This is a genomic window from Streptomyces sp. Wb2n-11, from assembly GCF_001049855.1.
In the GTDB taxonomy this organism is placed as follows: Bacteria; Actinomycetota; Actinomycetes; order Streptomycetales; family Streptomycetaceae; genus Streptomyces; species Streptomyces altiplanensis.
On the sequence record NZ_CVPB01000001.1, the window covers coordinates 4,085,912 to 4,107,990 of the forward strand.

The 22,079-nt window shown below is 71.4% G+C and carries 18 protein-coding genes and 1 pseudogene; 9 read left to right on the top strand and 10 right to left on the bottom strand.

Going from position 1 to position 22,079, the window contains the following annotated elements; translation table 11 throughout:
- Positions 1–53 precede the first annotated feature (53 nt).
- Entirely contained in the window at positions 54–1,052 is a 999-nt protein-coding gene (locus BN1555_RS18645; protein WP_093800440.1) for a sigma-70 family RNA polymerase sigma factor, read from the top strand.
- 135 nt (positions 1,053–1,187) lie between these two features.
- Here the strand turns inward: BN1555_RS18645 and BN1555_RS18650 are convergent, their stop codons facing one another.
- Positions 1,188–2,204 (bottom strand): helix-turn-helix transcriptional regulator, encoded by a 1,017-nt coding sequence (locus BN1555_RS18650; RefSeq protein ID WP_093800441.1) that lies wholly within the window; start codon positions 2,202–2,204, stop codon positions 1,188–1,190.
- 62 nt (positions 2,205–2,266) lie between these two features.
- Here BN1555_RS18650 and BN1555_RS18655 point away from each other — a divergent pair, with 62 nt between their 5' ends.
- The 4 genes from BN1555_RS18655 (at position 2,267) to BN1555_RS18670 (ending at position 7,856) form a co-directional block, all read left to right on the top strand.
- Positions 2,267–3,799 carry an MFS transporter gene (locus tag BN1555_RS18655; RefSeq protein ID WP_093800442.1) on the top strand — a complete coding sequence of 511 codons (1,533 nt, stop codon included), beginning with the start codon at positions 2,267–2,269 and terminating at the stop codon, positions 3,797–3,799.
- Between the two features lie 165 nt (positions 3,800–3,964).
- The gene (locus BN1555_RS18660; RefSeq protein ID WP_093800443.1) at positions 3,965–4,726 is read left to right on the top strand and encodes a DeoR/GlpR family DNA-binding transcription regulator; all 762 of its coding nucleotides are present in this window, start codon (positions 3,965–3,967) and stop codon (positions 4,724–4,726) included.
- A gap of 12 nt (positions 4,727–4,738) precedes the next feature.
- Positions 4,739–5,686, top strand: coding sequence for a 1-phosphofructokinase (gene pfkB / locus BN1555_RS18665; RefSeq protein WP_093800444.1), 948 nt, complete (start codon positions 4,739–4,741; stop codon positions 5,684–5,686).
- 34 nt (positions 5,687–5,720) lie between these two features.
- Positions 5,721–7,856 (top strand): PTS fructose transporter subunit IIABC, encoded by a 2,136-nt coding sequence (locus tag BN1555_RS18670; protein WP_093800445.1) that lies wholly within the window; start codon positions 5,721–5,723, stop codon positions 7,854–7,856.
- 106 nt (positions 7,857–7,962) lie between these two features.
- Here the strand turns inward: BN1555_RS18670 and BN1555_RS18675 are convergent, their stop codons facing one another.
- Both BN1555_RS18675 and BN1555_RS18680 read right to left on the bottom strand, forming a co-directional pair.
- Positions 7,963–8,754 carry a DUF6227 family protein gene (locus tag BN1555_RS18675; RefSeq protein ID WP_093800446.1) on the bottom strand — a complete coding sequence of 264 codons (792 nt, stop codon included), beginning with the start codon at positions 8,752–8,754 and terminating at the stop codon, positions 7,963–7,965.
- A gap of 154 nt (positions 8,755–8,908) precedes the next feature.
- Positions 8,909–9,998: pseudogene (locus BN1555_RS18680) on the bottom strand (P1 family peptidase).
- A gap of 120 nt (positions 9,999–10,118) precedes the next feature.
- Between BN1555_RS18680 and BN1555_RS18685 the strand changes: the two are divergent.
- The gene (locus BN1555_RS18685; RefSeq protein WP_093800447.1) at positions 10,119–10,343 is read left to right on the top strand and encodes a hypothetical protein; all 225 of its coding nucleotides are present in this window, start codon (positions 10,119–10,121) and stop codon (positions 10,341–10,343) included.
- A 10-nt stretch (positions 10,344–10,353) separates the two neighbouring features.
- On the opposite strand, the gene mscL is transcribed toward BN1555_RS18685, so the two are convergent.
- From mscL to BN1555_RS18715, 6 genes are all read right to left on the bottom strand, one after another.
- Positions 10,354–10,830, bottom strand: a complete 477-nt coding sequence (gene mscL, locus BN1555_RS18690; RefSeq protein ID WP_093800448.1) for a large conductance mechanosensitive channel protein MscL — start codon at positions 10,828–10,830, stop codon at positions 10,354–10,356.
- A gap of 123 nt (positions 10,831–10,953) precedes the next feature.
- Entirely contained in the window at positions 10,954–11,535 is a 582-nt protein-coding gene (locus BN1555_RS18695) for a hypothetical protein (protein WP_255306084.1), read from the bottom strand.
- 205 nt (positions 11,536–11,740) lie between these two features.
- Positions 11,741–12,574 (bottom strand): S-methyl-5'-thioadenosine phosphorylase, encoded by an 834-nt coding sequence (locus BN1555_RS18700; protein WP_093800450.1) that lies wholly within the window; start codon positions 12,572–12,574, stop codon positions 11,741–11,743.
- A gap of 90 nt (positions 12,575–12,664) precedes the next feature.
- Entirely contained in the window at positions 12,665–13,024 is a 360-nt protein-coding gene (locus tag BN1555_RS18705) for an FmdB family zinc ribbon protein (protein WP_093800451.1), read from the bottom strand.
- A gap of 66 nt (positions 13,025–13,090) precedes the next feature.
- Entirely contained in the window at positions 13,091–14,356 is a 1,266-nt protein-coding gene (locus BN1555_RS18710) for an MFS transporter (RefSeq protein ID WP_093800452.1), read from the bottom strand.
- A gap of 255 nt (positions 14,357–14,611) precedes the next feature.
- Complete coding sequence (locus BN1555_RS18715; protein ID WP_255306085.1) at positions 14,612–16,072, bottom strand: potassium/proton antiporter; 1,461 nt, start codon at positions 16,070–16,072, stop codon at positions 14,612–14,614.
- Positions 16,073–16,319: 247 nt separating this feature from the next.
- Here BN1555_RS18715 and BN1555_RS18720 point away from each other — a divergent pair, with 247 nt between their 5' ends.
- Entirely contained in the window at positions 16,320–19,148 is a 2,829-nt protein-coding gene (locus BN1555_RS18720; RefSeq protein WP_093800454.1) for a penicillin acylase family protein, read from the top strand.
- A 44-nt stretch (positions 19,149–19,192) separates the two neighbouring features.
- Here the strand turns inward: BN1555_RS18720 and BN1555_RS18725 are convergent, their stop codons facing one another.
- Complete coding sequence (locus BN1555_RS18725; protein ID WP_093800455.1) at positions 19,193–19,783, bottom strand: 5-formyltetrahydrofolate cyclo-ligase; 591 nt, start codon at positions 19,781–19,783, stop codon at positions 19,193–19,195.
- Between the two features lie 86 nt (positions 19,784–19,869).
- Between BN1555_RS18725 and galU the strand changes: the two genes are divergently transcribed.
- Together galU and glp are read left to right on the top strand one after the other, a co-directional pair.
- Positions 19,870–20,772, top strand: a complete 903-nt coding sequence (galU, locus tag BN1555_RS18730) for a UTP--glucose-1-phosphate uridylyltransferase GalU (protein WP_093800456.1) — start codon at positions 19,870–19,872, stop codon at positions 20,770–20,772.
- A gap of 4 nt (positions 20,773–20,776) precedes the next feature.
- Complete coding sequence (gene glp / locus BN1555_RS18735; protein ID WP_093800457.1) at positions 20,777–22,078, top strand: molybdotransferase-like divisome protein Glp; 1,302 nt, start codon at positions 20,777–20,779, stop codon at positions 22,076–22,078.
- Position 22,079: the final 1 nt, after the last annotated feature.

Genomic DNA, 22,079 nt, shown 5'->3' on the forward strand with positions numbered 1-22,079 from the left:
CGAAGGGAGTCCGGCAGCCAACACATCGCGACCTACTCAGCAAGGGAGCACGCATGGCAACCCGTGCCGTCGCCCGTCAGCAGACCGCCACCGGCGGATCCGGCGGGGTACGCAGCGTTCGCGCCGTAGGCGGGGAGATCGCCGACCGCGACCTGGTCGGTATGTACCTCGACGAGATTGCACGGACGCCGCTGCTCGACGCCGCCAAGGAAGTCGACCTCTCACAGACCATCGAGGCAGGTGTGTACGCGCAGCAGATCCTCGACAAGGAAGTGGAGAGCGACGCGGGCGGCGCCTCCCGCGAGGAGCTGGAAGCGCTGGTCGCGCAGGCCGAGCGTGCCAAGGACCTGTTCATCCGTGCCAACCTCCGTCTCGTCGTGGCGGTCGCGCGCCGCTATCCGCGCAGCGGCCTCCCCCTGCTCGACCTGATCCAGGAGGGGAACGCGGGCCTGGTGCGTGCGGTCGAGAAGTTCGACTACACGAAGGGCTTCAAGTTCTCCACGTACGCCACCTGGTGGATCCGGCAGGCCATCACCCGGTCCATCGCGGACCAGTCCCGCACCATCAGGCTCCCCGTCCACCTGGTGGAGGAGCTGGGCCGTATCCGGCGCGTGCAGCGCGAGTTCAACCGTGAGCACGGGCGCGAGCCCGAGCACGCGGAGATCGCGGCCGAGCTGGACGCCAAGCCCGAGCGCGTCAGCGACGTCCTGGACTGGGCGCGCGACCCGGTCTCGCTCAACATGCCCGTCGACGACGCGGGAGAGACGCAGTTCGGCGACCTGCTGGAGGACACGTCGGCGGTCTCGCCCGAGCAGTCGGTGCTCTCGCTGCTGCGCAGCGAGGGGCTGGAGGACCTCATAGGCCGGCTCGACGAGCGGACGGCCTCGATCATCCGTATGCGGTACGGCATCGAGGACGGCCGGGAGCGGACCCTGACCGAGGTCGGCAAGCAGCACGGACTGACGCGTGAACGGATCCGGCAGATAGAGAAGCACGCTCTGATGGACCTGAAGCGCATGGCGCACGACACAGGCTTCGACGCGGTCGCATAAACGGCCCCGATCGAGGTACCCGTCTCTCCAGGGCCGAGTCCCGGCGCACTCCCCCCGGCGCCGGGGCTCCCCGGTGTCCGCTGCTCTCTGTGCCGCTCCCGAGGTGCAGTCGCGTCCCTGCTGCTCCCGCGGGTCCTACTGCTCCCGTGAGTTCCGCGTCCCCCGCGAGTTCTCCTGCTCCCGCGGGGCGGTCGCGCGGGTGAGCCTGCCGCCGAGCTCGGCCAGGTAGTCGACCAGTTCCTGCGGCTCGGACACCGTGAACTCGCAGTCCACCAGCGCGAGCCGGAGCCCCAGCCACTCCACCGAGTCGGTGGCCGTCACGTCGAGCCGGCAGCGGCCGTCGTCGCCCCCGACCGGCTCCGGTGTGCCGAGCGAGCCCGGCAGCCGGGCCGCGACGAACTCGGCGGGCGCGTCGAACGTCGCCACCACCCGGTACTGGGGCTGGAGCCGCTTCATGGAGTGCCGGATGAATTCGGCGGCGTCCCCGCTCGGCAGCCCCCGCGGGGTGAAGCGCGCCCCCGTGGCGAACGGCTCACTGACCCGGTCCACGCGGAACGTACGCCATGCGTCCCGGTCCAGGTCGTACGCGACGAGGTACCAGCGCCGCCCCGTGCTCACCAGCCGGTGCGGCTCGACGAGACGCCTGGTCCGCGACCCGTCCCCCGAGCGGTAGGCGAACCGCAGCCGCTCCTGCCCGGTCGCCGCGCCCGCCATCACCGTGAGCGTACGGGGATCTATGGTCGCCCCGTCACCGCTGGTCAGCGGGATGGTGGCGGCCTGGAGGGTGGAGACCTGCCGGCGCAGCCCGGACGGCAGCACCTGCTCCAGCTTCGCCAGCGCCCGCACGGACGCCTCCTCGATGCCCTCGACCGCGTGGCCCGCGCCGGCCCGCAGCCCCACCGCGATGGCGACGGCCTCCTCGTCGTCGAGCACCAGCGGCGGCATCGCCTTGCCCGCCACGAGCCGGTAGCCGCCGTCCGCGCCCATCGTCGCCTGCACGGGATAGCCGAGCTCGCGCAGCCGGCCGATGTCGCGCCGCACGGTGCGGCGGCTGACGCGCAGGCGTTCGGAGAGTTCGCTGCCGGGCCATTCGCGGGGTGTCTGGAGCAGCGAGAGCAGTTGCAGCAGCCGGGCCGGCGTATCGGTCGTCATGTCTTCAGGGTGCCGTTTCAGTGGGACACAACCTGTCCTACATCCGCCCTAGTCTCGCTCGTATGACTTCAACACCCCTGCAGTCCGAGCAGACGGACGGGACCGGGACGGGCACGCCCGACCGCCGCCGGTGGTTCGCGCTCGCCATCGTGATGACCGCCGCCTTCATGGACCTGGTCGACGTCACGATCGTCAACATCGCGGTCCCGAGCATCCGGCAGGACCTGGGCGCCACCTTCGGAGCGATCCAGTGGATCACCGCGGGGTACGCCCTGGCCTTCGCCGCCGGGCTGATCACCGGCGGCAGGCTGGGCGACATCTACGGTCGCAAGCGGCTCTTCCTGATCGGCATCGCCGGCTTCACGCTCGCCTCCGCGCTCTGCGGTTTCGCCACCGGCCCGGAGATGCTCGTGGCCTCCCGCATCCTCCAGGGCGGGATGGCGGCGCTCATGGTGCCGCAGGTCCTGTCGATCGTCCACGCCACCTTCCCCGCGCACGAGCGCGGCAAGGTCTTCGGCCTCTTCGGCGCGATCGTCGGCCTGGGCGCCGTGTCGGGCCCGATGCTGGGCGCGCTGCTCACCGAGTGGAACCTGTTCGGCCTGGAGTGGCGGCCGATCTTCCTCATCAACCTGCCCGTCGGCATCATGGGACTGGTCCTGGGCGTCCGCTTCATCGGCGAGTCCAAGGCCCCCAAGGCGCTGCGCCTCGACCTGATCGGCGTAGCGCTCGCGACCCTCGCCCTTCTCATGCTGATCTACCCGCTCATCCGCGGCGAGGAGCTGGGCTGGCCGCTGTGGGGCCACCTCGCCATGATCGGCAGCCTGGCCGTCTTCGCCCTCTTCGTCGCGTACGAGCGCTACAAGACCCGCAAGGACGGCTCGCCCCTGGTCGAACTCTCCCTCTTCAGGGTCAAGAGCTTCGCCGCCGGCATCGCGGTGCAGCTGACCTTCGGCGTGGCACTGGGCATCTTCTTCCTGGTCTGGACGCTCTACATGCAGATGGGGCTCGGCTGGAGCGCGCTGCGCGCCGGCACGACGGGCATCCCGTTCTCCATGGCGGTCTCACTCGCCGCAGGCATCTCCGTGCAGAAGCTGGTCCCGCGCTTCGGCAGGAAGGTCCTCCAGGCGGGCGCGCTGACGATGGCGGCCGGGCTGCTGCTCTACATCTGGGAGGCCGACCGGTACGGCACGGCCATCCACCCCTGGCAGATGGCGCTGCCGCTCGTCGTGATGGGGCTCGGCATGGGCCTGATCGTGGCGCCGCTGACGGACGCGGTGCTCTCCGAGGTGCCGCGCGAGCACGCCGGTTCGGCCTCCGGCCTGATCAACACGGTGCAGCAGATGGGCAACGCGCTGGGCCTCGGCCTGGTGTCGGTCGTCTTCTTCGGTGTCATGGACGACCACCTGACCCCGGACGCCGTCGGCATGGCCTTCGTCGACGCGTTCCAGAACGCGCTGTGGTGGGCGACCGCGGTGCTGGTGGCCATCTTCTGCCTGATGTTCGCGCTGCCGGCGCGGCCGCGGGCGGGGACCGAGGACGCGGCGGCCGCGGACCCGGAAGCCCCACGGGTGAAGGAGCCGGTGCTCACCCCCTGATCCGCCACTGCCGGCCGACGGCGCCCGTGTCTCCTGACACGGGCGCCATCTCCGTTTGGGCCCGAATATGTCCGTCCAGTGCCCGAGTTTGTTTACATTCGCGAGACCTGGTCGTACTCTGCGAAATAAACCACAGGTTCGGGCATCGAACGGATGTAACCCCACATGTACGCACCGGAGCGCCAGCAGGAGATCCTGCGCCTCGCCCGCGAGAGCGGCCGGGTGGACGTGCTCTCTCTCGCCGAGACCTTCCAGGTCACCGCCGAGACCGTCCGCCGCGACCTCAAGTCCCTGGACCGCGCGGGTCTCCTCCGGCGGGTGCACGGCGGCGCGATCCCCGCGGGCCGCCTCGGCTTCGAGCCGGACCTCGCCGAGCGCGAGTCCACCGCCGCCGACGAGAAGGACCGCATCGCGCGGGCGGCCCTCGCCGAACTGCCCGACGACGGAAGCGTCATCCTCGACGCCGGCTCGACCGTCGCCCGCCTCGCCGCCGACGTACCGCTGGAGTGCGGGTTCACCGTCGTCACCCACGCGCTGCCCGTCGCCGTCCGCCTCGCCGACCACCCCGGCATCGACCTGCACCTCGTCGGAGGGCGGGTCCGTCACCGTACGCGCGCCGCCGTCGACGCCTGGGCGCTGCGTGCGTACGGCGAGATCCGCGCCGACGTCGCCTTCCTCGCCACCAACGGCTTCTCGCCCGACGGCGGCCTCACCACCCCTGACCTCGCCGAGGCGGCCGTGAAGCGCGCCGTCGTCGCGGCCGCCCGCCGGGTCGTCCTGCTGGCCGACTCCGCCAAGCACGGGCAGGAGCACTTCGCCCGCTTCGGCGACCTGGCCGACGTGGACCTGCTCATCACCGACGCCGGTCTGAGCCCCGAAGACGCCGCCGCCATCGAGGCCGGCGGCACCGAAGTGCAGTGTGTCTAGGAACGAGTGCCCATGATCCTCACCATCACCCCCAACCCCAGCCTCGACCGGACGTACGAAGTCCCCGTCCTCCAGCGGGGTGAGGTGCTGCGCGCCACCGCCGACCGGATGGACCCGGGCGGCAAGGGCGTCAACGTCTCGCGCGCCGTGGCCGCGGCCGGACACCGCACCCTCGCCGTCATGCCGCTGGGCGGGGCGCCGGGCGCGCTCGTCGCCGAACTCCTCGGCGCCGAGGGCATCGAGGTCGTGCCGTTCGAAGCGGCGGGCGACACCCGCTCCAACATCACCCTCGTGGAGCCGGACGGCACCCTCACCAAGATCAACGCGCCGGGCCCCGAACTCTCCGCCACCGACTCCGAGTCGCTCCTGGAGACCGTACGCACGCACTCGGCCGGCGCCGACTGGATCGCCTGCTGCGGCAGCCTGCCGCGCGGCCTCGCCCCCGAGTGGTACGCCGAACTGGTGGCCCGCGCGCACGAGGCGGGCGCCCGCATCGCACTCGACACCTCGGGTCCGTCCCTCCTCGCGGCACTCCGCGAACGCCCGGACGTGGTCAAGCCCAACGTCGAAGAACTCGCCCAGGCCGTCGGCCGCCCCCTGGTCACGGTCGGCGACGCGCTCAAGGCGGCGCGGGAACTCCGCGACGCGGGGGCGCGCACGGTACTCGCCAGCCTCGGGGCCGACGGCCAACTGCTGGTCGGCGAAGAGGGCACGTACTACGCCACCGCGAAGGTCACCCTCGTGCGCAGCAACGTCGGCGCGGGCGACGCCTCGCTCGCCGGCTTCCTGACGGCGGGCGGCGAGGGCCCCGAAGCCCTGGCCTCGGCAGCCGCACACGGCGCGGCAGCCGTCCAGCTGCCCGGCAGCGTCATGCCGGCACCGGCCGACCTGGCCCCCTCCTCGGTCGCCGTGACGGCCGACGTCCCCCTGGACCGCGCGCTGGCGGAGCCGGCCGCATGATCCGCATACCCCCGTACTCCCGTAGGAGCTCGCGATGAGCCAGATGATCACCGCGGACCTGGTTGACCTCGACCTGGCCGCCGGCACGAAGGAAGAGGCGGCGCGCGCGCTCGCCGAACGCATGGTGGCGCTCGGCCGCGTGACCGGCCTCGACGGCTTCCTCGCCGACGTCGCGGCGCGCGAGGCGCAGATGCCGACCGGCCTGGACGGCGGCATCGGCATCCCGCACTGCCGCAGCGAACACGTCACCGAGCCGACGCTCGCCTTCGGGCGCAGCGCGCGCGGCATCGACTTCGGTGCTCCGGACGGCCCGGCCGACCTCATCTTCCTCATCGCGGCCCCGGCGGGCGCGGACGACGCGCACCTGACGATCCTCTCCAGCCTGGCCCGCCACCTGATGGACGCCGACTTCACCGCCGCCCTCCGCGCGGCCGGGGACCCGGCGTCGGCGGCGGCTCTGATCCGCGGCGACGCCCCGCAGGACGCGCCCGGCGCCGTCGCGGAACCCGCGGCGACGGAAGGGGACGTGCCGGGGCGCTCCCCGCGGGACGCCGAACGCGACCACCCCGAACAGGCCGGCGTACCCGCACGTCCGGCACCCGGGGAGACGCCCCGGCGCGGCGCCGACTCCGACGCCCCCGCCCCTGAGCGCACCGCCGCCGACGCCCCCGCCCCGCCCGCCGTGGCCCCGTTCAAGATCGTCGCCGTCACCTCCTGCCCCACCGGCATCGCGCACACCTACATGGCTGCCGAAGCACTCGAACAGGCAGGAAACAACGCCGACACGGAACTGACCGTGGAGACCCAGGGCTCCGCCGGTTTCACGCGTCTGGACCCCGCCGTGATCGCCGCCGCGGACGGCGTGATCTTCGCCCACGACGTGCCCGTACGGGAAAAGGAGCGTTTCGCGGGCAAGCCGACCGTCGACGTGAACGTCAAGGCCGGTATCAACCGCCCCGCCGAGCTCATCGCGGAAGTCCGCGCCAAGGCCGCACGCGGCGAGGTCACTTCGTCCGCCGCCAAGGGCTCTCCGGTCGAGGAAACGGGCGAGCCGGGCGAAGGCTACGGAACGAAGCTCCGCAAATGGCTCATGTCCGGCGTCAGTTACATGGTGCCGTTCGTCGCCGCGGGCGGCCTGCTCATCGCCCTGGGCTTCGCCATCGGCGGCTACGAGATCAACAAGGTGCCTTCCGTCATCGAGCACTTCGCCTGGACGGACACCACCAGCTGGGCCGCCCTGATGTTCCAGATCGGCGGCCTCGCCTTCGGCTTCCTGGTGCCCGTCCTGGCCGGCTACATCGCGTACGGAATGGCCGACAGGCCAGGGCTCGTCCCCGGCTTCGTCGGCGGCGCGATCGCCGTCGCCATCGACGCCGGCTTCCTCGGCGGCCTGGTCGCCGGTCTCCTCGCCGGCGCGGTGGTGATGGCGATCCAGAAGCCCAAGGTCCCCGCCCCCCTCCGCGGCATCATGCCGGTGGTGGTCATCCCCCTGATCTCCTCCGCCGTCGTGGGCTTCCTGATGTTCCTGGTGGTCGGCGAGCCGATCGCGAAGCTCCAGAGCGCGCTCACCGACTGGCTGTCCGGCCTCTCCGGAGCCAACGCGATCATCCTCGGCGTCATCCTCGGCCTGATGATGTGCTTCGACCTGGGCGGTCCGCTCAACAAGGTCGCGTACGCCTTCGCCGTCGGCGGCCTCGCCAACCCCAACGAGGGCAGCCTCAAGGTCATGGCCGCCGTCATGGCCGCGGGCATGGTCCCGCCGCTGGCGATGGCACTGGCCACGACCGTACGCGGCCGGCTCTTCACCAAGACCGAGCGCGAGAACGGCAAGGCGGCCTGGGTGCTGGGCGCGTCGTTCATCACCGAGGGCGCGATTCCGTTCGCCGCGGCCGACCCGCTGCGCGTGATCCCGTCGGCGATGGCGGGCGGCGCGGTCACCGGCGCCCTGTCGATGGCCTTCGAGTGCACGCTGCGGGCCCCGCACGGAGGCGTCTTCGTGGTCCCGCTGATCGGCAACCCGTTCCTCTACCTGGTCGCCGTCCTGGCCGGTACGGCGGTCAGCACGGGCCTGGTCGTCCTCCTCAAGGGACTGCGGGAGACGGCGGGGCCGGCGAAGGCCGGGGACGCGGCCACGGGGGCCGACGACGCCAAGGTGGCAGTAGCCGCCTGACGCACGGCCGCCGCCCAGCCGGCGCATGCCGGGCCCGCACAGGACGACGCGGGCCCGGCGGCGCAGCGGCCTTGCGGCGCTACGACCCGGTGGCGCGACGGCCCGGTCAGCGCACCCGCGCGCGGAGTTCCATCGCCTCGCGCGCGGTGCGCTCCGTTTCGTACACCTCGCACATGTGACGGCCGTCCGGCGTAGCCGTGTGCTCGACCTCCCACAGACTCACCTCGCTGCCGTCGCGCAGCAGGAACGCGTGCTCGTACAGCGTGAACCCGGCGTCCCGGCCCTCCACGCTGCACTGGCGGCCGAAGGCCTGGGTGATCTGGTGGGCGACGGCGTCGCTCAGGCGCAGCGCGGTGTCCCTTCCCGGGCGGCCGGCGTTCTCGGCGCGGCGGAGCACACGGCGCGCGTGGTCGGCGGAGTTGTCCGGGATGAAGATGCGGCGGGCGGGCGGTCGCACGGCCATGAGCGCGGCAAGGATTTCGAGGTCGGCGTCCAGGTCGGTGTCCGGATCGCGGTCGGGGCAGCCCGCGTCGAGCCCCGTGGCGCCGTCCCCGCCGGGGAAGCCGGAGCCACCCGTACCGCCCGGGCGAGGCAGCCGGGACACGGCCAGCCGGACCCCGTCCGCCTCCGTGTACAGCTCGTGCTGCGTGGAGCCGTCGCGGGTCGCGTTGTGCGCCAGCTCCCACAAAACGAGGGAGCTGCCGTCGGAGAGCAGGAACGCGTGCTTGAACGTCTCGCGGTGCAGCCCCGCGCTGTGGTGCGAGGAGTGCAGGGACGTGCTGTGGGCCAGCGCGGATTCGAGCCGCTCCACGATCGTGTCGGGCAGGTCGAACGAGTTGAGTGCGCGCCCCAGGAGTCCCTCGAGGTGCTCCTCGGTTGTCTCGTACGGATCGCTCAAGGGTCTCTCCAGGCCGTCGCCGCTTGTCACTTGCCGAGTGCTCAACGTAGCCCCTGGGTCTGACAACGTCGCCGGGTTGAGGAAAACGAAGGGGAAGCAAGTACGGTTCCCGTCCTCCCGGCCGGCCGACTCGCCGTGTCGGCCGACCAGTCCGTCAGTAGAGATCCCGGTACGCCGGGTAAACGCCCCCGGCCCCCTCGACCCCCTCCGCCGCCAGCACGGCCTTCACCACCGCCCGGGCCAGCGCGTCCGCCCCGGCCCCCAGGACATCGTTGAGAGCGGTCACGTCCGCGCCTGCGTACGCCCCGAACCCGGACCCGGGGGATTCGGCCGGCAGCGGCCTCGCCCCCGTCGCCAGGGCGAAGACGATGTCGCCGTCGGTGAGCAGGTGTACGGGACGCAGGGCCCGCGCGAGACCGTCGTGCGCCGTCCCTGCGAGCTTCTGCGCCTGCGCCCGGGACAGTTCCGCGTCGGTGGCGACGACCGCGAGGATGGTGTTCAGCACCGGACGCACGGGGGGCGCCGAGCGACGCCGCGTCTCCTCCCGCGCTTCGGCCAGCCTGCGCTGCGCCGCCGCGTGGACCTCCGCCGCCGGGCGGTCGGCCCACCCCTGTACGCCATCGCCGTACAGGACGCCGGTCAGCGGATCGACGGCCGAACCCGCGGCGTTGACGACCGCGAGCGCCCCCACCGTGATGCCCGAGCCGAGTACGACGGAGGCCGTGCCGACGCCGCCCTTCATCGCTCCCGCGACCGCGCCCGTCCCCGCGCCCACCCCGCCCTGCGCCACGGGCGCCCCGATGCCCGTACGGGCGGCCTCCTCGACGGCGGCCCGTCCCGTCGCGGCGCCGGGCCTGGCCCGCCAGTCGCCGCCGCGCCCCAGGTCGAAGAGAGCAGGCGGCCGGCACGACGGGCACCACCTGCGCCGGGTCGGGCCCGACCCGGACCCCCCGGCCCCGCTCCTCCAGCCAGGCCATCACCCCGGAAGCGGCGTCCAGGCCGTACGCGCTGCCGCCCGTCAGGACGACGGCGTCGATGCGCTGCACCAGGTTGCGCGGGTCGAGGGCGTCCGTCTCGCGCGTGCCCGGAGCCCCGCCCCGCACCTCCACGGCGGCCACCGCCCCGCCCTCCGGCGCCAGTACGACGGTGGTGCCGCTCAGCGCGCGATCGCCCGGCACACGTGCGTGGCCGACCCGCAGCCCTGCCACATCGGTCAAGGCGTCCGCTCTCGTCCGGTGTCCCATGGCATCCTGCGTATCACGGGACGGCCCGCGTGAGGGCGGAGCCGCCGGGACCGCCGGGACCACCGAGGCCGCAAAGGCCTCAGAGGCCGCCGAACCGTCCGACCGCCGTACCCTGGAACCATGAGCACCGCCCCCGCCCACGGACCGCGCGATCCGGAGCAGACGTCCGAGCAGCAGGCCCAGCGAAAGCCGCGGCCGAAGCCGGCGCTGGACTTCGGCGATCCGCTGGACCAGCAGTCAGCGGACGATACGGACCGAGGGTGGGGCGAGCGGCCTCCGGGCAGCGGCGGCAGCACGGCAGACCTCGCCCGGTTCCTGGACGAGAAGCCGCCGCACCACCTCTGAGCGACCCGGGTTACGGCGAGTTGCCGTGGCCCGGGCCGCGCTGTGCGACCAGGGCGTCCCTGATCTCCTTCAGCAGTTCGATCTCGGTGACCTCCATGACCTCCACGGCGGCTTCCTGTGCCTTGTCCCGTGCCGCCCGCCGCGCCAGGTACTTGGCCATGGGCAGCACCATGAGGAAGTAGACGACCGCCGCGGTGATCAGGAAGCTGAGGACCGCGCTGAGGACCAGCCCCCAGTTGATCGGGATGCCCTGCATCACGCCGTTCTTGTCCGGCGCGCACGGCTGCTTCAGACAGGAGCTGTACTTCTCCAGGTCCTGCGTGCCGAACGCGCCGACCACCGGGTTGATCACCCCCTTGACGATCGAGTTCACGACGTTGGTGAACGCGGCGCCGATGACCACCGCGACGGCCAGGTCGATCACGTTGCCGCGCATCAGGAAGGCTTTGAAACCCGCCAGAACGCTCTGCTTCTTCTCCTCGCTCACGAATGAGCCTCTTTTCGCATGTACCGGGGGCGGAGCAAACAGTTCCGAAACCTACGTCAGCAGGTGAAGGGCCTGTCCAATCGCCGTCCACGGACCAGTGGCACGAGGGATCGTCAGTTCTGGTCAGCACACCGTCACCGCCAGTCGGGACGTCGCGCCCGCACCGGCCAGTGCGGCGGCCGTGGCGCGCGGTACGGACAGAACGACCAGCGCTCCCTCGCCCCCGCCCGCGGAGGTCTCGCGCACCTTCGGCACCTCGGCCACACGGGCACCGGCAGCCACCACCCGAGCGTCCGGCGGCTCCCCGCCGACCCCCTGGGGGCCGGCCGCCGCAGCGATCACATCGACGCGGTCCCCGCGGCGCAGCAGCCGCACGGTCGCGGCGTCCGAGATCCGCACCGGCGCGGACACCATCTCCACCGGCCGGCGCTCACGCTGCCGCGCCCCGGCCCCGGCCTGCTCCTCGGCCTGAGCCCCGGTCTGTGCCCCACCGCCCGTACGTCCCGCGTCACGCGCCCCCGAAGCGGCCAGCGCGGCGGCTGTCATCGCGAGCCCGGCCGCCATCGCCCGCCTCCTGCGCCGCACCGCGCGCCGCAGCCGGTGCCTGCCGCCGCGCACCCGCAGCGGAGAGAAGTCGGGCACACCGCACGGCTCCGGTCCGGGAACGGACGCGGGAGGAGTGGGGGCGTAGGGATAGAGGGACACGGTGGTCACCGCCTGCCATGAGGAGTTCCGGCTGAACGCTCCTCACGATCCACGGCCCGCCCCGACCCTGCCGGAGCCTGTGGACGGCCCCCGGACTGTGGACAACCCGCTCACCCACGCCCGCTCCGGTCAAGGCGGCGCAAGACAGCGGTCCGCTCGGGTCAAGGCAGCGGTCCGTTCCGGTCAAGGCGGCGGCCCGCTCAGGTCAAGGCAGTGTGATCCCCGTGTCTGTCCCGTCCAGTGCGTGCGCGCACAGGCAGTCCCGCGTCTCGTCCGCCGGCAGCGCCGCCACCGCGTCGAAGAGCACATCGCGCAGCCGGCCCACATTCGCCCCGAACACCTTGAGCACCTCTTCGTGGGAGACGCCCTCGCCCGTCTCGGCCCCGGCGTCCAGGTCCGTCACCAGCGTCAGCGACGTGTAGCAGAGCCCCAGCTCCCTGGCGAGGACGGCCTCCGGGTGCCCGGTCATGCCGACCACCGACCAGCCCGCCGCCGCGTGCCACCGCGACTCCGCCCGCGTCGAGAACCGCGGCCCCTCTATGACGACCAGCGTCCCGCCGTCCACCGGCTCCCACTCGCGCCCGCGCGCCGCCGCGAGCGCCGCCGCGCGTCCCTCGGGGCAGTACGGGTCGGCGAACGTCACGTGAACGACCTTCGGCAGCTTCCCGTCCACCGGCGTCCGACCGTCGTAGAACGTCTGCGTGCGCGCCTTCGTACGGTCCACCAGCTGGTCCGGTACGAGCAGGGTCCCCGGCCCGTACTCGGCCCGCAGCCCGCCCACCGCGCACGGCCCGAGCACCTGGCGCGCACCGACGGACCGCAGCGCCCACAGGTTGGCGCGGTAGTTGATGAGGTGCGGCGGCAGGTGGTGACCCCGTCCGTGGCGGGGGAGGAAGGCCACCCGCCGCCCCGCTATCTCACCGAGGAAGAGCGAGTCGCTCGGCTTCCCGTAGGGCGTGTCCACCTCGATCTCGGTGACGTCCTCCAGGAAGGAGTAGAAGCCCGAGCCGCCAATCACGCCGATCTCTGCGTTCGCCATGGCGGTCACAGTAGCCGGGCGTGAAAACGCCGAGGGCCCCGCCGTCGGAAACGGCGGGGCCCTCGCGCGCACTGCGCAGAAACAGGCGGCCTAGGCGGCCGAGGTGCTGCTGGAAGAGCTGGACGAGCTGGACGAACCGGCGGAACCCGACGAGCCGCTGGAGCCCGGGGACGAGCTCGTCGACGACGCGGCCGGCTTCGAGTCGGAGCCCGAGGACGACGACGAGGATCCGGCCTTCGAGGGCGACGTGGCCGGCGTGCTGCTCGACGAGGAGCCGCGGCTGTCGTTCCGGTAGAACCCGGAGCCCTTGAAGACGATGCCGACCGCGGAGAACACCTTCTTGAGGCGTCCCTCACAGCTCGGGCACACGGTCAGTGCGTCATCGGTGAACTTCTGCACCGCCTCGAGGCCTTCGCCGCATTCGGTGCACTGGTACTGGTAGGTCGGCACTTGCTCCTCCTGGCACTCTCACTCAATGAGTGCTAACGACGTTCCATACTGACGTATTCCGAGAGATCAGTCCACTGTCACCGGCACTCGGTGACTCACGCCACGTGCGGCGACCCGTCCCGGAGCCTCCGGCGCGAGCCGCGAGCGCAGCGCCACCAGGATGGCGAGGGCGAGCGCGGTGCCCACCAGCGGCACCAGGAATCCGGCGCTCGCACCGTTCGCGTCCGCCAGCCGTCCCGCGACCGTGACACCCGCGGCCTGCCCCAGAGCCACCGCTCCGGTCAGCCAGGTGAACGCCTCGGTACGGACCGAAGCGGGCACCAGGGTCTCGACCATCGTGTAACCGGTGATCAGCGCGGGCGCGATGCACAGGCCGACCAGCAGCCCCAGGCCCGCGAGCAGCGGCACGGAGTGCACCGCCCACAGCCCGGACGCGGCCAGCGTCAGAGCGGCGTACCCGACCATGAGACGGCGCCGGGGCCCGGACTTCCAGGCGATGGCGCCGCACGCGATACCGGCGAGCATGTTGCCCGCTGCGAACGTTCCGTAGAGCAGCCCGTTCACGCCGGGGTTGCCGATCTCCTCCGAGAACGCCGTCAGGGAGACCTGCATTCCCCCGAAGACCGAGCCGATGCCGAGGAAGGCCACCGCGAGCACCCGCACGCCGGGCACGGAGAGCGCGGAGACGCGCGGCCCCTCGGACGCGGACAGGCGCCCGGCCCGCGGCTGCGTACGCCGCTGCAGCGCGAAGAACAGACCGCCGACCAGGGTCAGGACGGCCTCGGCGACCAGGCCGGCCGCCGGGTGCACACCGGTGCACAGCGCGGTCGCGAGCACCGGTCCCACGACGAAGGTGAACTCGTCGGTGACGGACTCGAAGGCCGCGGCGGTGGACATCAGCGGCGAGCCCTCCAGCTTGGCGGCCCAGCGGGCCCGCACCATCGGACCGATCTGCGGAACGGACGCGCCCGTGGGAACGGCCGCGACGAACAGCGCCCACAGGGGCGCGTCCGCGAGCGCGAGCACCGTCAGGGTGACGACGGAGGCGGTGTGCACGAGAACGCCCGGAACCAGAACGGCGCTCTGTCCGAAACGGTCGGCCAGCTTGCCGCTCTGCGGCGCGAACAGCGCCATGGAGACGCCGGTGACGGCGGCGACGGCGCCCGCGCTTCCGTACGACCCTGTGGTGTGCTGCACCAGCAGCACGATGCCGATCGTCAGCATCGCGAAGGGCTGCCGTGCCAGGAACCCGGGCAGCAGGTACGTCCATGCGCCGGGGGTGCGCAGCAGTTGCCCGTAGCCGGGGCGGGGGGTCGTGACCGTGTGGGGCACGGTCCTTGCCTTTCTGCCGCCTGGTGACGCTCCCCCGTGCACGCGGGGGTGGGTGCGTGCGGGAGCCGCCGAGAGCTGTCCTCTTGCGCAGGACCGGCGGTAGATACCAGGACACCCACTGCGAGGGGCCGGCCGCCGTACGGTCGCGCCAGCTCTGCGTCAGGCAGAGTTGGTCGATCAGTAGACCTTCATGTTACAGGGCATCGCTTCCGCCGCACCTGTGAATGCGTACGGATTACGTCACACGGCCTGCGATCAATGGGCGCTCACACCACCGGTTCCCAGCCATCCGGCCAGCTTGCCGCCCTGCCCGACGGCCCGCAGCCGCCGCTCGGCGGCGTCCCGTACCGGATCGGTCGCCACCACGAGCAGCTCGTCGCCGCGCCGCAGCACCGTCGTCGGCAGCGGTACGAAGCTGGTTCCCTCCCGTACGACCAGGGTGACCGCGGCCCCGTGCGGCAGCCGCAGCTCGGCCACCTCCACACCGTGCATCTTCGACTTCTCGGGGATCGCGACCGACAGCAGGTGTCCGCGCAGCCGCTCCAGCGGGGCGGACTCGACGCCCAGGTCGGCGGCTTCGGACGGGTCGTCGCCGAGCCGCAGCCACTTCGCCAGCCAGGGCAGCGTCGGCCCCTGGACGAGGGTGTAGACGACGACGAGGACGAAGACGATGTTGAAGATCCGGTGGCTGCCCTCGACACCCGACACCAGGGGGATGGTCGCCAGGATGATGGGCACGGCGCCGCGCAGCCCGGCCCAGGACATCAGGGCCTGCTCCTGCCACGGGATGCGGAACGGCGCCAGGCTGATCAGCACCTCCAGGGGCCGCGCCACCGTCGTGAGCACCAGCCCCACCATCACGGCGGGCCAGAAGTCGGCCAGCAGCTCGTGCGGCGTCACCAGCAGGCCGAGCAGGACGAACATGCCGATCTGCGCGATCCAGCCGAGCCCGTCCGCGAACCCGCGCGTCGCCGGCCAGTGCGGCAGCCTGGAGTTGCCCAGCACCATCGCCGCCAGGTAGACGGCGAGGAAGCCACTGCCGTGCGCGATGGCTCCGGCGGCGTACGCCGATACGGCGATCGCCATCACCGCGATCGGATAGAGACCGGACGCGGGCAGTGCCACATGCCGCAGTGCGAACGCCCCGAGCCAGCCCATCGCGAGCCCCAGACCCGCACCGATCGCCAGCTCCAGGGCGATCTCGCCGAGCAGTACGTACCAGTGGTCCACCGGACCGACCATCGAGAAGGCGACCACCAGGATCACGACCGGGGCGTCGTTGAAGCCCGACTCCGCTTCCAGCACACCGGTGATCCGGGAGGGCAGCGGCACCTTGCGCAGTACGGAGAAGACCGCGGCGGCGTCCGTCGACGAGACGACCGCGCCGATGATCAGCGACTGCCGCCAGTCGAGACCGACGAGATAGTGCGCACCGGCCGCCGTGACGCCCACGCTCACCGCGACGCCGACGGTCGAAAGGACGACCGCGGCGGGCAGGGCGGGCTTGATCTCTTTCCACTTCGTGCCCAGGCCGCCCTCGGCCAGAATCACCACGAGCGCGGCATAGCCGATCACCTGCGTCAGTTCGGCGTTGTCGAACTTGACGTCGAAGATGCCGTCCTGCCCTATGGCGACCCCGATCCCGAGGTACAGCAGCAGGCTGGGGAGCCCGCTCCGGGACGAGATGCGCACCGCCGCGACGGCGAAGAGCAGCACGAGTGAGCAGATGAGCAGGAGTTCGTTGAGCTGGTGGACAGTCAGTGGCCGTTCCTTCCGTCACACGCCTGCCGGATCGTTCCTTCGGCGACCGGTACTTCGTTACCTTACCTAATCTTTAACGTTTTCTTGACGCCTTCGATCGTCCGTACGATCACGGTTGGAGATACCGAGTCCGGAGCGCGGGAGCGCTGCGCCTATGGTTGCTCCAGCACTCCAGGACCACCCTGCCCCTCGAAGGACAGCGATGCCCGCCAACACCACCGCCTCTTCCCGCAAGAAGAAGGGGCGTCGCGCCCGTCTGCTCGTGATCGTGCTGGTGTTGGCCCTTGTTGCGGGTGTCGGCTACGGCACCTACTGGAGCATCAGCACGGTGCGCGCCTCCTTCCCCCAGACCACGGGGTCGATCGAGATCGACGGACTGACGGAGCCCGTCGACGTCAAGCGCGACAGCTACGGCATTCCGCAGATCTACGCGACCACCGACGAAGACCTCTTCCGCGCCCAGGGCTTCGTCCAGGCGCAGGACCGCTTCTACGAGATGGACGTCCGCCGTCACATGACGTCGGGCCGGCTGTCCGAGATGTTCGGCTCGGGCCAGGTCGAGACCGACGCGTTCCTGCGTACGCTCGGCTGGCGCGAGGTCGCGCAGAAGGAGTACGACACCAAGCTCACGCCGGAGACGAAGAAGTACCTCCAGGCGTACGCCGCCGGCGTCAACTCCTACCTCGAAGGCCGCGACGGCAAGGAGATCTCCGTCGAGTACGCCGCTCTGGGGCTCACCAACGACTACAAGCCCGAGAAGTGGACGCCCGTCGACTCGGTGGCCTGGCTCAAGGCCATGGCGTGGGACCTGCGCGGCAACATGCAGGAAGAGATCGACCGTTCGCTGATGACGAGCCGGCTGAGCGCGAAGCAGATCAAGGACCTGTACCCGCCGTATCCGTACGACCGGAACAAGCCGGTGGTCGAGGCGGGCGCGATCGACGGGACGACGAAGAAGTACGACCCGAAGGCGTCGCCCGACTCGGGCACGGGCACGGGCACCGGTACGGGCACGGGCACCGGTACGGGCGCGGCGGGTTCGGGCACAGGCGCCGGCACCGGCAGCGGGACCGGCACCGGCACCGGCGTGGGCACCGGCACCGCCGGCAGCTCCGCCGACGCCGCCCAGGGCTTCCAGGCCCAGCTCTCCAGCGTCTCCGACGCCCTCGACGAGATCCCGGCCCTGCTCGGGCCCAGCGGCAGCGGCATCGGCTCCAACTCCTGGGTGGTCTCCGGCGCGTACACGACGACCAAGAAGCCGCTGCTCGCCAACGACCCGCACCTCGCGCCCCAGCTGCCCTCGCTCTGGTACCAGATGGGCCTGCACTGCCGGAAGGTCTCCCCGACCTGCCAGTACGACACCGCGGGCTACACCTTCTCCGGCATGCCCGGCGTGATAATCGGTCACAACCAGAACATCGCCTGGGGCTTCACCAACCTCGGAGCCGACGTCACCGACCTCTACCTGGAGAAGGTCTCGGACGACGGCTACCTCTACGACGGCCGCACGAAGCCCTTCACGACCCGCGAGGAGACCATCAAGGTCGCCGGCGGCAAGCCGAAGAAGATCACCGTCCGCTCCACCAACAACGGCCCGCTGGTCTCCGACCGCAGCGACGAGCTCGGGAAGGTCGGCGAGAAGGCCCCGGTCACCAACGCCGCCCCGGACCGCGGCGAGGGCTACGGGATCTCCCTCAAGTGGACCGCGCTGATGCCCGGCAAGTCCATGGACGCCGTGTTCGAGCTGAACCGGGCCACGGACTTCAAGAGCTTCCGCGCCGCCGCCGCCCACTTCGAGGTCCCGTCCCAGAACCTCATCTACGCCGACACCCAGGGCAACATCGGCTACCAGGCCCCCGGCCGCATCCCGGTCCGGGGCGCCGGCCACGACGGCACCGTGCCCGCCGCCGGCTGGGACTCGCGCAACAACTGGAAGAGCTTCATCCCGCAGGCCGAGCTGCCGTACGAGTACAACCCGAAGCGCGGCTACATCGTCACCGCCAACCAGGCCGTGATCGACAAGGAGAAGTACCCGTACCTCATCACCGAGGACTGGGGCTACGGCGCGCGCAGCCAGCGGATCAACGACCTCATCGAATCGAAGATCGCCGACGGCGGCAAGATCTCGACCGAGGACATGCGCACCATGCAGACGGACAACAGCAGCGAGATCGCCAAGCTGCTCACGCCCTACCTGCTGAAGATCGACGTGTCGGACCCGGACGTCCGCGAGACGCAGAAGCTGCTCGAAGGCTGGGACTACACCCAGGAGCCGGACTCGGCGGGTGCCGCGTACTTCAACGCCGTGTGGCGCAACGTCCTCAAGCTCGCCTTCGGCAACAAGCTGCCCAAGGAACTGCGGGTCAAGGGGCAGTGCCTCAGCGTCCGTCCCGCCGACAGCACGGGCCCGGTCGACGACCTCGACGAGCGCGTGCGCGAGTGCGGGCAGCGCGCCAAGGACTCGGCGCAGCCGGACGGCGGCGACCGCTGGTACGAGGTCGTCCGCACGATGCTCAAGGACGAGAAGAACGAGTGGTGGCAGACGCCGAAGACCCGTCTGGACAAGGCGACCGACACCCGTGACGAGCTGCTCGGCCGCGCGCTGAAGGACGCCCGCTGGGAGCTGACGGCCATGCTCGGCAAGGACATCGACTCCTGGAGCTGGGGCCGCCTGCACCAGCTCACGCTGAAGAACCAGACCCTGGGCACCAGTGGCCCCGGCGCCCTCCAGTGGCTGCTCAACCGGGGCCCCTGGAACCTGGGCGGCGGCGAGGCGGCGGTCAACGCCACCGGCTGGAACGCGGCGGGCGGCTACGAGGTCATGTGGGTGCCGTCCATGCGGATGGTCGTGAACCTCGGCAACCTCGACCGGTCCCGCTGGATCAACCTCACCGGTGCGTCGGGCCACGCGTACAGCGCGCACTACACCGACCAGACCGACAAGTGGGCCAAGGGCGAGCTGCTCGACTGGCCGTTCGGCAAGGAGGCGGTCGAGAAGAGCACCACCGACACGCTGGTGCTCAGGCCGTAGAACGCCGGGCCGGGCCCCCGGCCCGAGGTCCCCGGCCGGGAACCTCAGGCCGTGAAGCGCCTGACAGCGGCTGGTGTCACCACGGCGCTCACGAGGTGGTCGTGCGGTTCCCTCGGGACCCGCGCGACCACCTCTTCGTCGTACAGGAGCACCACCAGGTGAGGGTGCGCGCCCGCCGCCTCCAGCCGGGCGAGCACCCGGTCGTACGATCCGCCGCCACGCCCGAGCCGCACCCCGCGTCCGTCCACCGCGAGCCCGGGCAGCAGCACCGCGTCGGCCTCCGCCACGGCCTGTACGCCGAGCCGCGCACCCCGCGGCTCCAGAAGCCCGAGCCGGGCGCGCGCGAGCCGCTCCGCACCCTCGTACAGGGCCCAGTCCAGGTCGTTGTCCGCGAGGAGTACGGGAAGCAGCACCCGTACGCCCCGCGCGCGCAGCGCGTCCAGCAGCGCCCGGGTGCCGGGCTCGCTCCCGACCGACACGTACGCGGCGACCGTCCCGGCGTCGGCGAGCTCCGGCAGCTCCAGTGCCCTGCGGGCCAGAGCCGCACCGGCTTTCTCCACGTCACCCCTGGTCAACCGGGATCTCATGTCGAGTCGTTCTCGTCGCAACCCGGCCTTGCCAGACTCGTCACACATCACAGGGGCTCCACAAATCGCTCGTATGAGAATTTATTGACCGGATCCTCATCTTCCGCCCATAGGTAACGGATATCGTTCTGACCATGACTCAGTCGCACCCCGGGATCACCAAGGCTGTCATCCCTGCCGCCGGCCTCGGCACGAGGTTCCTGCCGGCGACGAAGGCCACTCCGAAGGAGATGCTGCCCGTCGTCGACAAGCCCGCCATCCAGTACGTGGTCGAGGAGGCCGTGACCGCGGGGCTTTCCGACGTTCTCATGATCACCGGTCGCAACAAGCGCCCGCTGGAGGACCACTTCGACCGCAACTACGAGCTGGAGTCGGCCCTCGGACGCAAGGGCGACGCCGAACGCCTGGCGAGGGTGCAGGAGTCGAGCGACCTCGCCACCATGCACTACGTCCGCCAGGGCGACCCCAAGGGCCTCGGCCACGCCGTCCTGTGCGCCGCGCCGCACGTCGGCGACCAGCCCTTCGCCGTACTCCTCGGTGACGACCTGATCGACCCGCGCGACCCCCTGCTGGCCCGGATGATCGAGATCCAGGAACAGTACGGCGGCAGTGTCGTCGCCCTCATGGAGGTCGACCCCGCCCAGATCCACATGTACGGATCGGCGGCCGTCGAGCCGACCGTCGAGAGCGACGTCGTACGGGTCACCGGACTGGTCGAGAAGCCGGACCCGGCCGACGCGCCCAGCAACTACGCCGTCATCGGCCGCTATGTGCTGGACCCTGCCGTTTTCGGCATACTGCGCAAGACCGAGCCGGGCCGCGGCGGCGAGATCCAGCTCACCGACGCGCTCCAGCACCTGGCCGAGGACGAGAAGGCCGGCGGCCCGGTGCACGGCGTCGTCTTCAAGGGCCGCCGCTATGACACCGGCGACCGGGGTGACTATCTGCGTGCCATTGTCAGACTCGCATGCGAACGTGAGGACCTTGGCCCGGAGTTCCGGACCTGGCTTCGCAGTTACGTGACCGAGGAGATGTAGCACCTTGAGCAGCACGATCTGGTCTGTCGACGAACACCTCGAGGACATCCTCGCCACGGTCAAGCCGCTCGAACCCATCGAGCTGCAGCTCCCGGACGCGCAGGGCTGTGTCCTCGTCGAGGACGTCACGGTCCGGATCGCGCTGCCGCCCTTCGACAACAGCTCGATGGACGGGTACGCGGTCCGCACGAGCGATGTGGCGGGCGCCAGCGAGGAGTTCCCCGCCGCCCTCACCGTCATCGGTGACGTGGCGGCGGGCAGCGGCCGGACGCTCATGGTCGGTCCGGGCGAGGCCGCCCGCATCATGACCGGTGCCCCGCTGCCGCCCGGCGCCGAGGCCGTCGTCCCGGTCGAGTGGACCGACGGCGGCACGGGCGGCGGCCCGGCCGACACCATGCGCGCCGCGAGCGGTGCCCCCGAGGGCGCGTCCGGCGAGGTCCGCGTCCACCGCCCCGTCGAGGCGCGGGCGCACGTCCGCGCGCGCGGCAGCGACGTCCAGGCCGGCGACCTCGCCCTGGAGGCCGGTACGGTCCTGGGGCCGCCCCAGATCGGCCTGCTCGCCGCCATCGGCCGCGCCACCGTCAAGGTCAGGCCCCGCCCCCGCGTCGTCGTCCTGTCGACCGGCAGCGAACTGGTCCAGCCCGGCCTGGAGCTGGCCACGGGTCAGATCTACGACTCCAACAGCTTCGCGCTGACCGCCGCCGCCCGCGACGCCGGAGCCATCGCCTACCGCGTCGGCGCCGTCACCGACGACGCCGAGACGCTCCGCGCCACCATCGAAGACCAGCTGATCCGCGCCGACATGATCGTCACGACCGGTGGCGTCAGCGTCGGCGCGTACGACGTCGTCAAGGAGGCGCTGTCCTCCGTGGGCGATGAGGACGAGCCCGGCAGCGGCATCGACTTCCGCAAGCTCGCCATGCAGCCGGGCAAGCCCCAGGGCTTCGGCTCCATCGGCCCCGAGCACACGCCGCTGCTCGCCCTCCCGGGCAACCCGGTCTCGTCGTACGTCTCCTTCGAGCTCTTCGTGCGTCCGGCGATCCGCGCCCTGATGGGCCTGAAGGACGTGCACCGCCCGAAGACCCGCGCCGCCCTGAGCGTCGACAAGCCGCTCTCCTCGCCCGCCGGAAAGCGCCAGTTCCTGCGCGGTACGTACGACGAGGAGTCGGGCACCGTCACCCCTGTCGGTGGCGCCGGATCCCATCTGATCGCCGCACTCGCCCGCGCGAACGCCCTGATCACGGTCCCGGAGGACGCCACCGAGGTCGAGCCCGCCACCGAGGTCGACGTGGTCCTGCTCGGCTGAC

Bases quoted from the DNA above. Each gene is read 5' to 3' on its own strand.
- BN1555_RS18645 (WP_093800440.1), top strand. From the start codon at position 54: ATGGCAACCCGTGCCGTCGCCCGTCAGCAGACCGCCACCGGCGGATCC.
- BN1555_RS18650 (WP_093800441.1), bottom strand. From the start codon at position 2,204: ATGACGACCGATACGCCGGCCCGGCTGCTGCAACTGCTCTCGCTGCTC.
- BN1555_RS18655 (WP_093800442.1), top strand. From the start codon at position 2,267: ATGACTTCAACACCCCTGCAGTCCGAGCAGACGGACGGGACCGGGACG.
- BN1555_RS18660 (WP_093800443.1), top strand. From the start codon at position 3,965: ATGTACGCACCGGAGCGCCAGCAGGAGATCCTGCGCCTCGCCCGCGAG.
- pfkB (WP_093800444.1), top strand. From the start codon at position 4,739: ATGATCCTCACCATCACCCCCAACCCCAGCCTCGACCGGACGTACGAA.
- BN1555_RS18670 (WP_093800445.1), top strand. From the start codon at position 5,721: ATGAGCCAGATGATCACCGCGGACCTGGTTGACCTCGACCTGGCCGCC.
- BN1555_RS18685 (WP_093800447.1), top strand. From the start codon at position 10,119: ATGAGCACCGCCCCCGCCCACGGACCGCGCGATCCGGAGCAGACGTCC.
- BN1555_RS18700 (WP_093800450.1), bottom strand. From the start codon at position 12,574: ATGGCGAACGCAGAGATCGGCGTGATTGGCGGCTCGGGCTTCTACTCC.
- BN1555_RS18720 (WP_093800454.1), top strand. From the start codon at position 16,320: ATGCCCGCCAACACCACCGCCTCTTCCCGCAAGAAGAAGGGGCGTCGC.
- BN1555_RS18725 (WP_093800455.1), bottom strand. From the start codon at position 19,783: ATGTGTGACGAGTCTGGCAAGGCCGGGTTGCGACGAGAACGACTCGAC.
- galU (WP_093800456.1), top strand. From the start codon at position 19,870: ATGACTCAGTCGCACCCCGGGATCACCAAGGCTGTCATCCCTGCCGCC.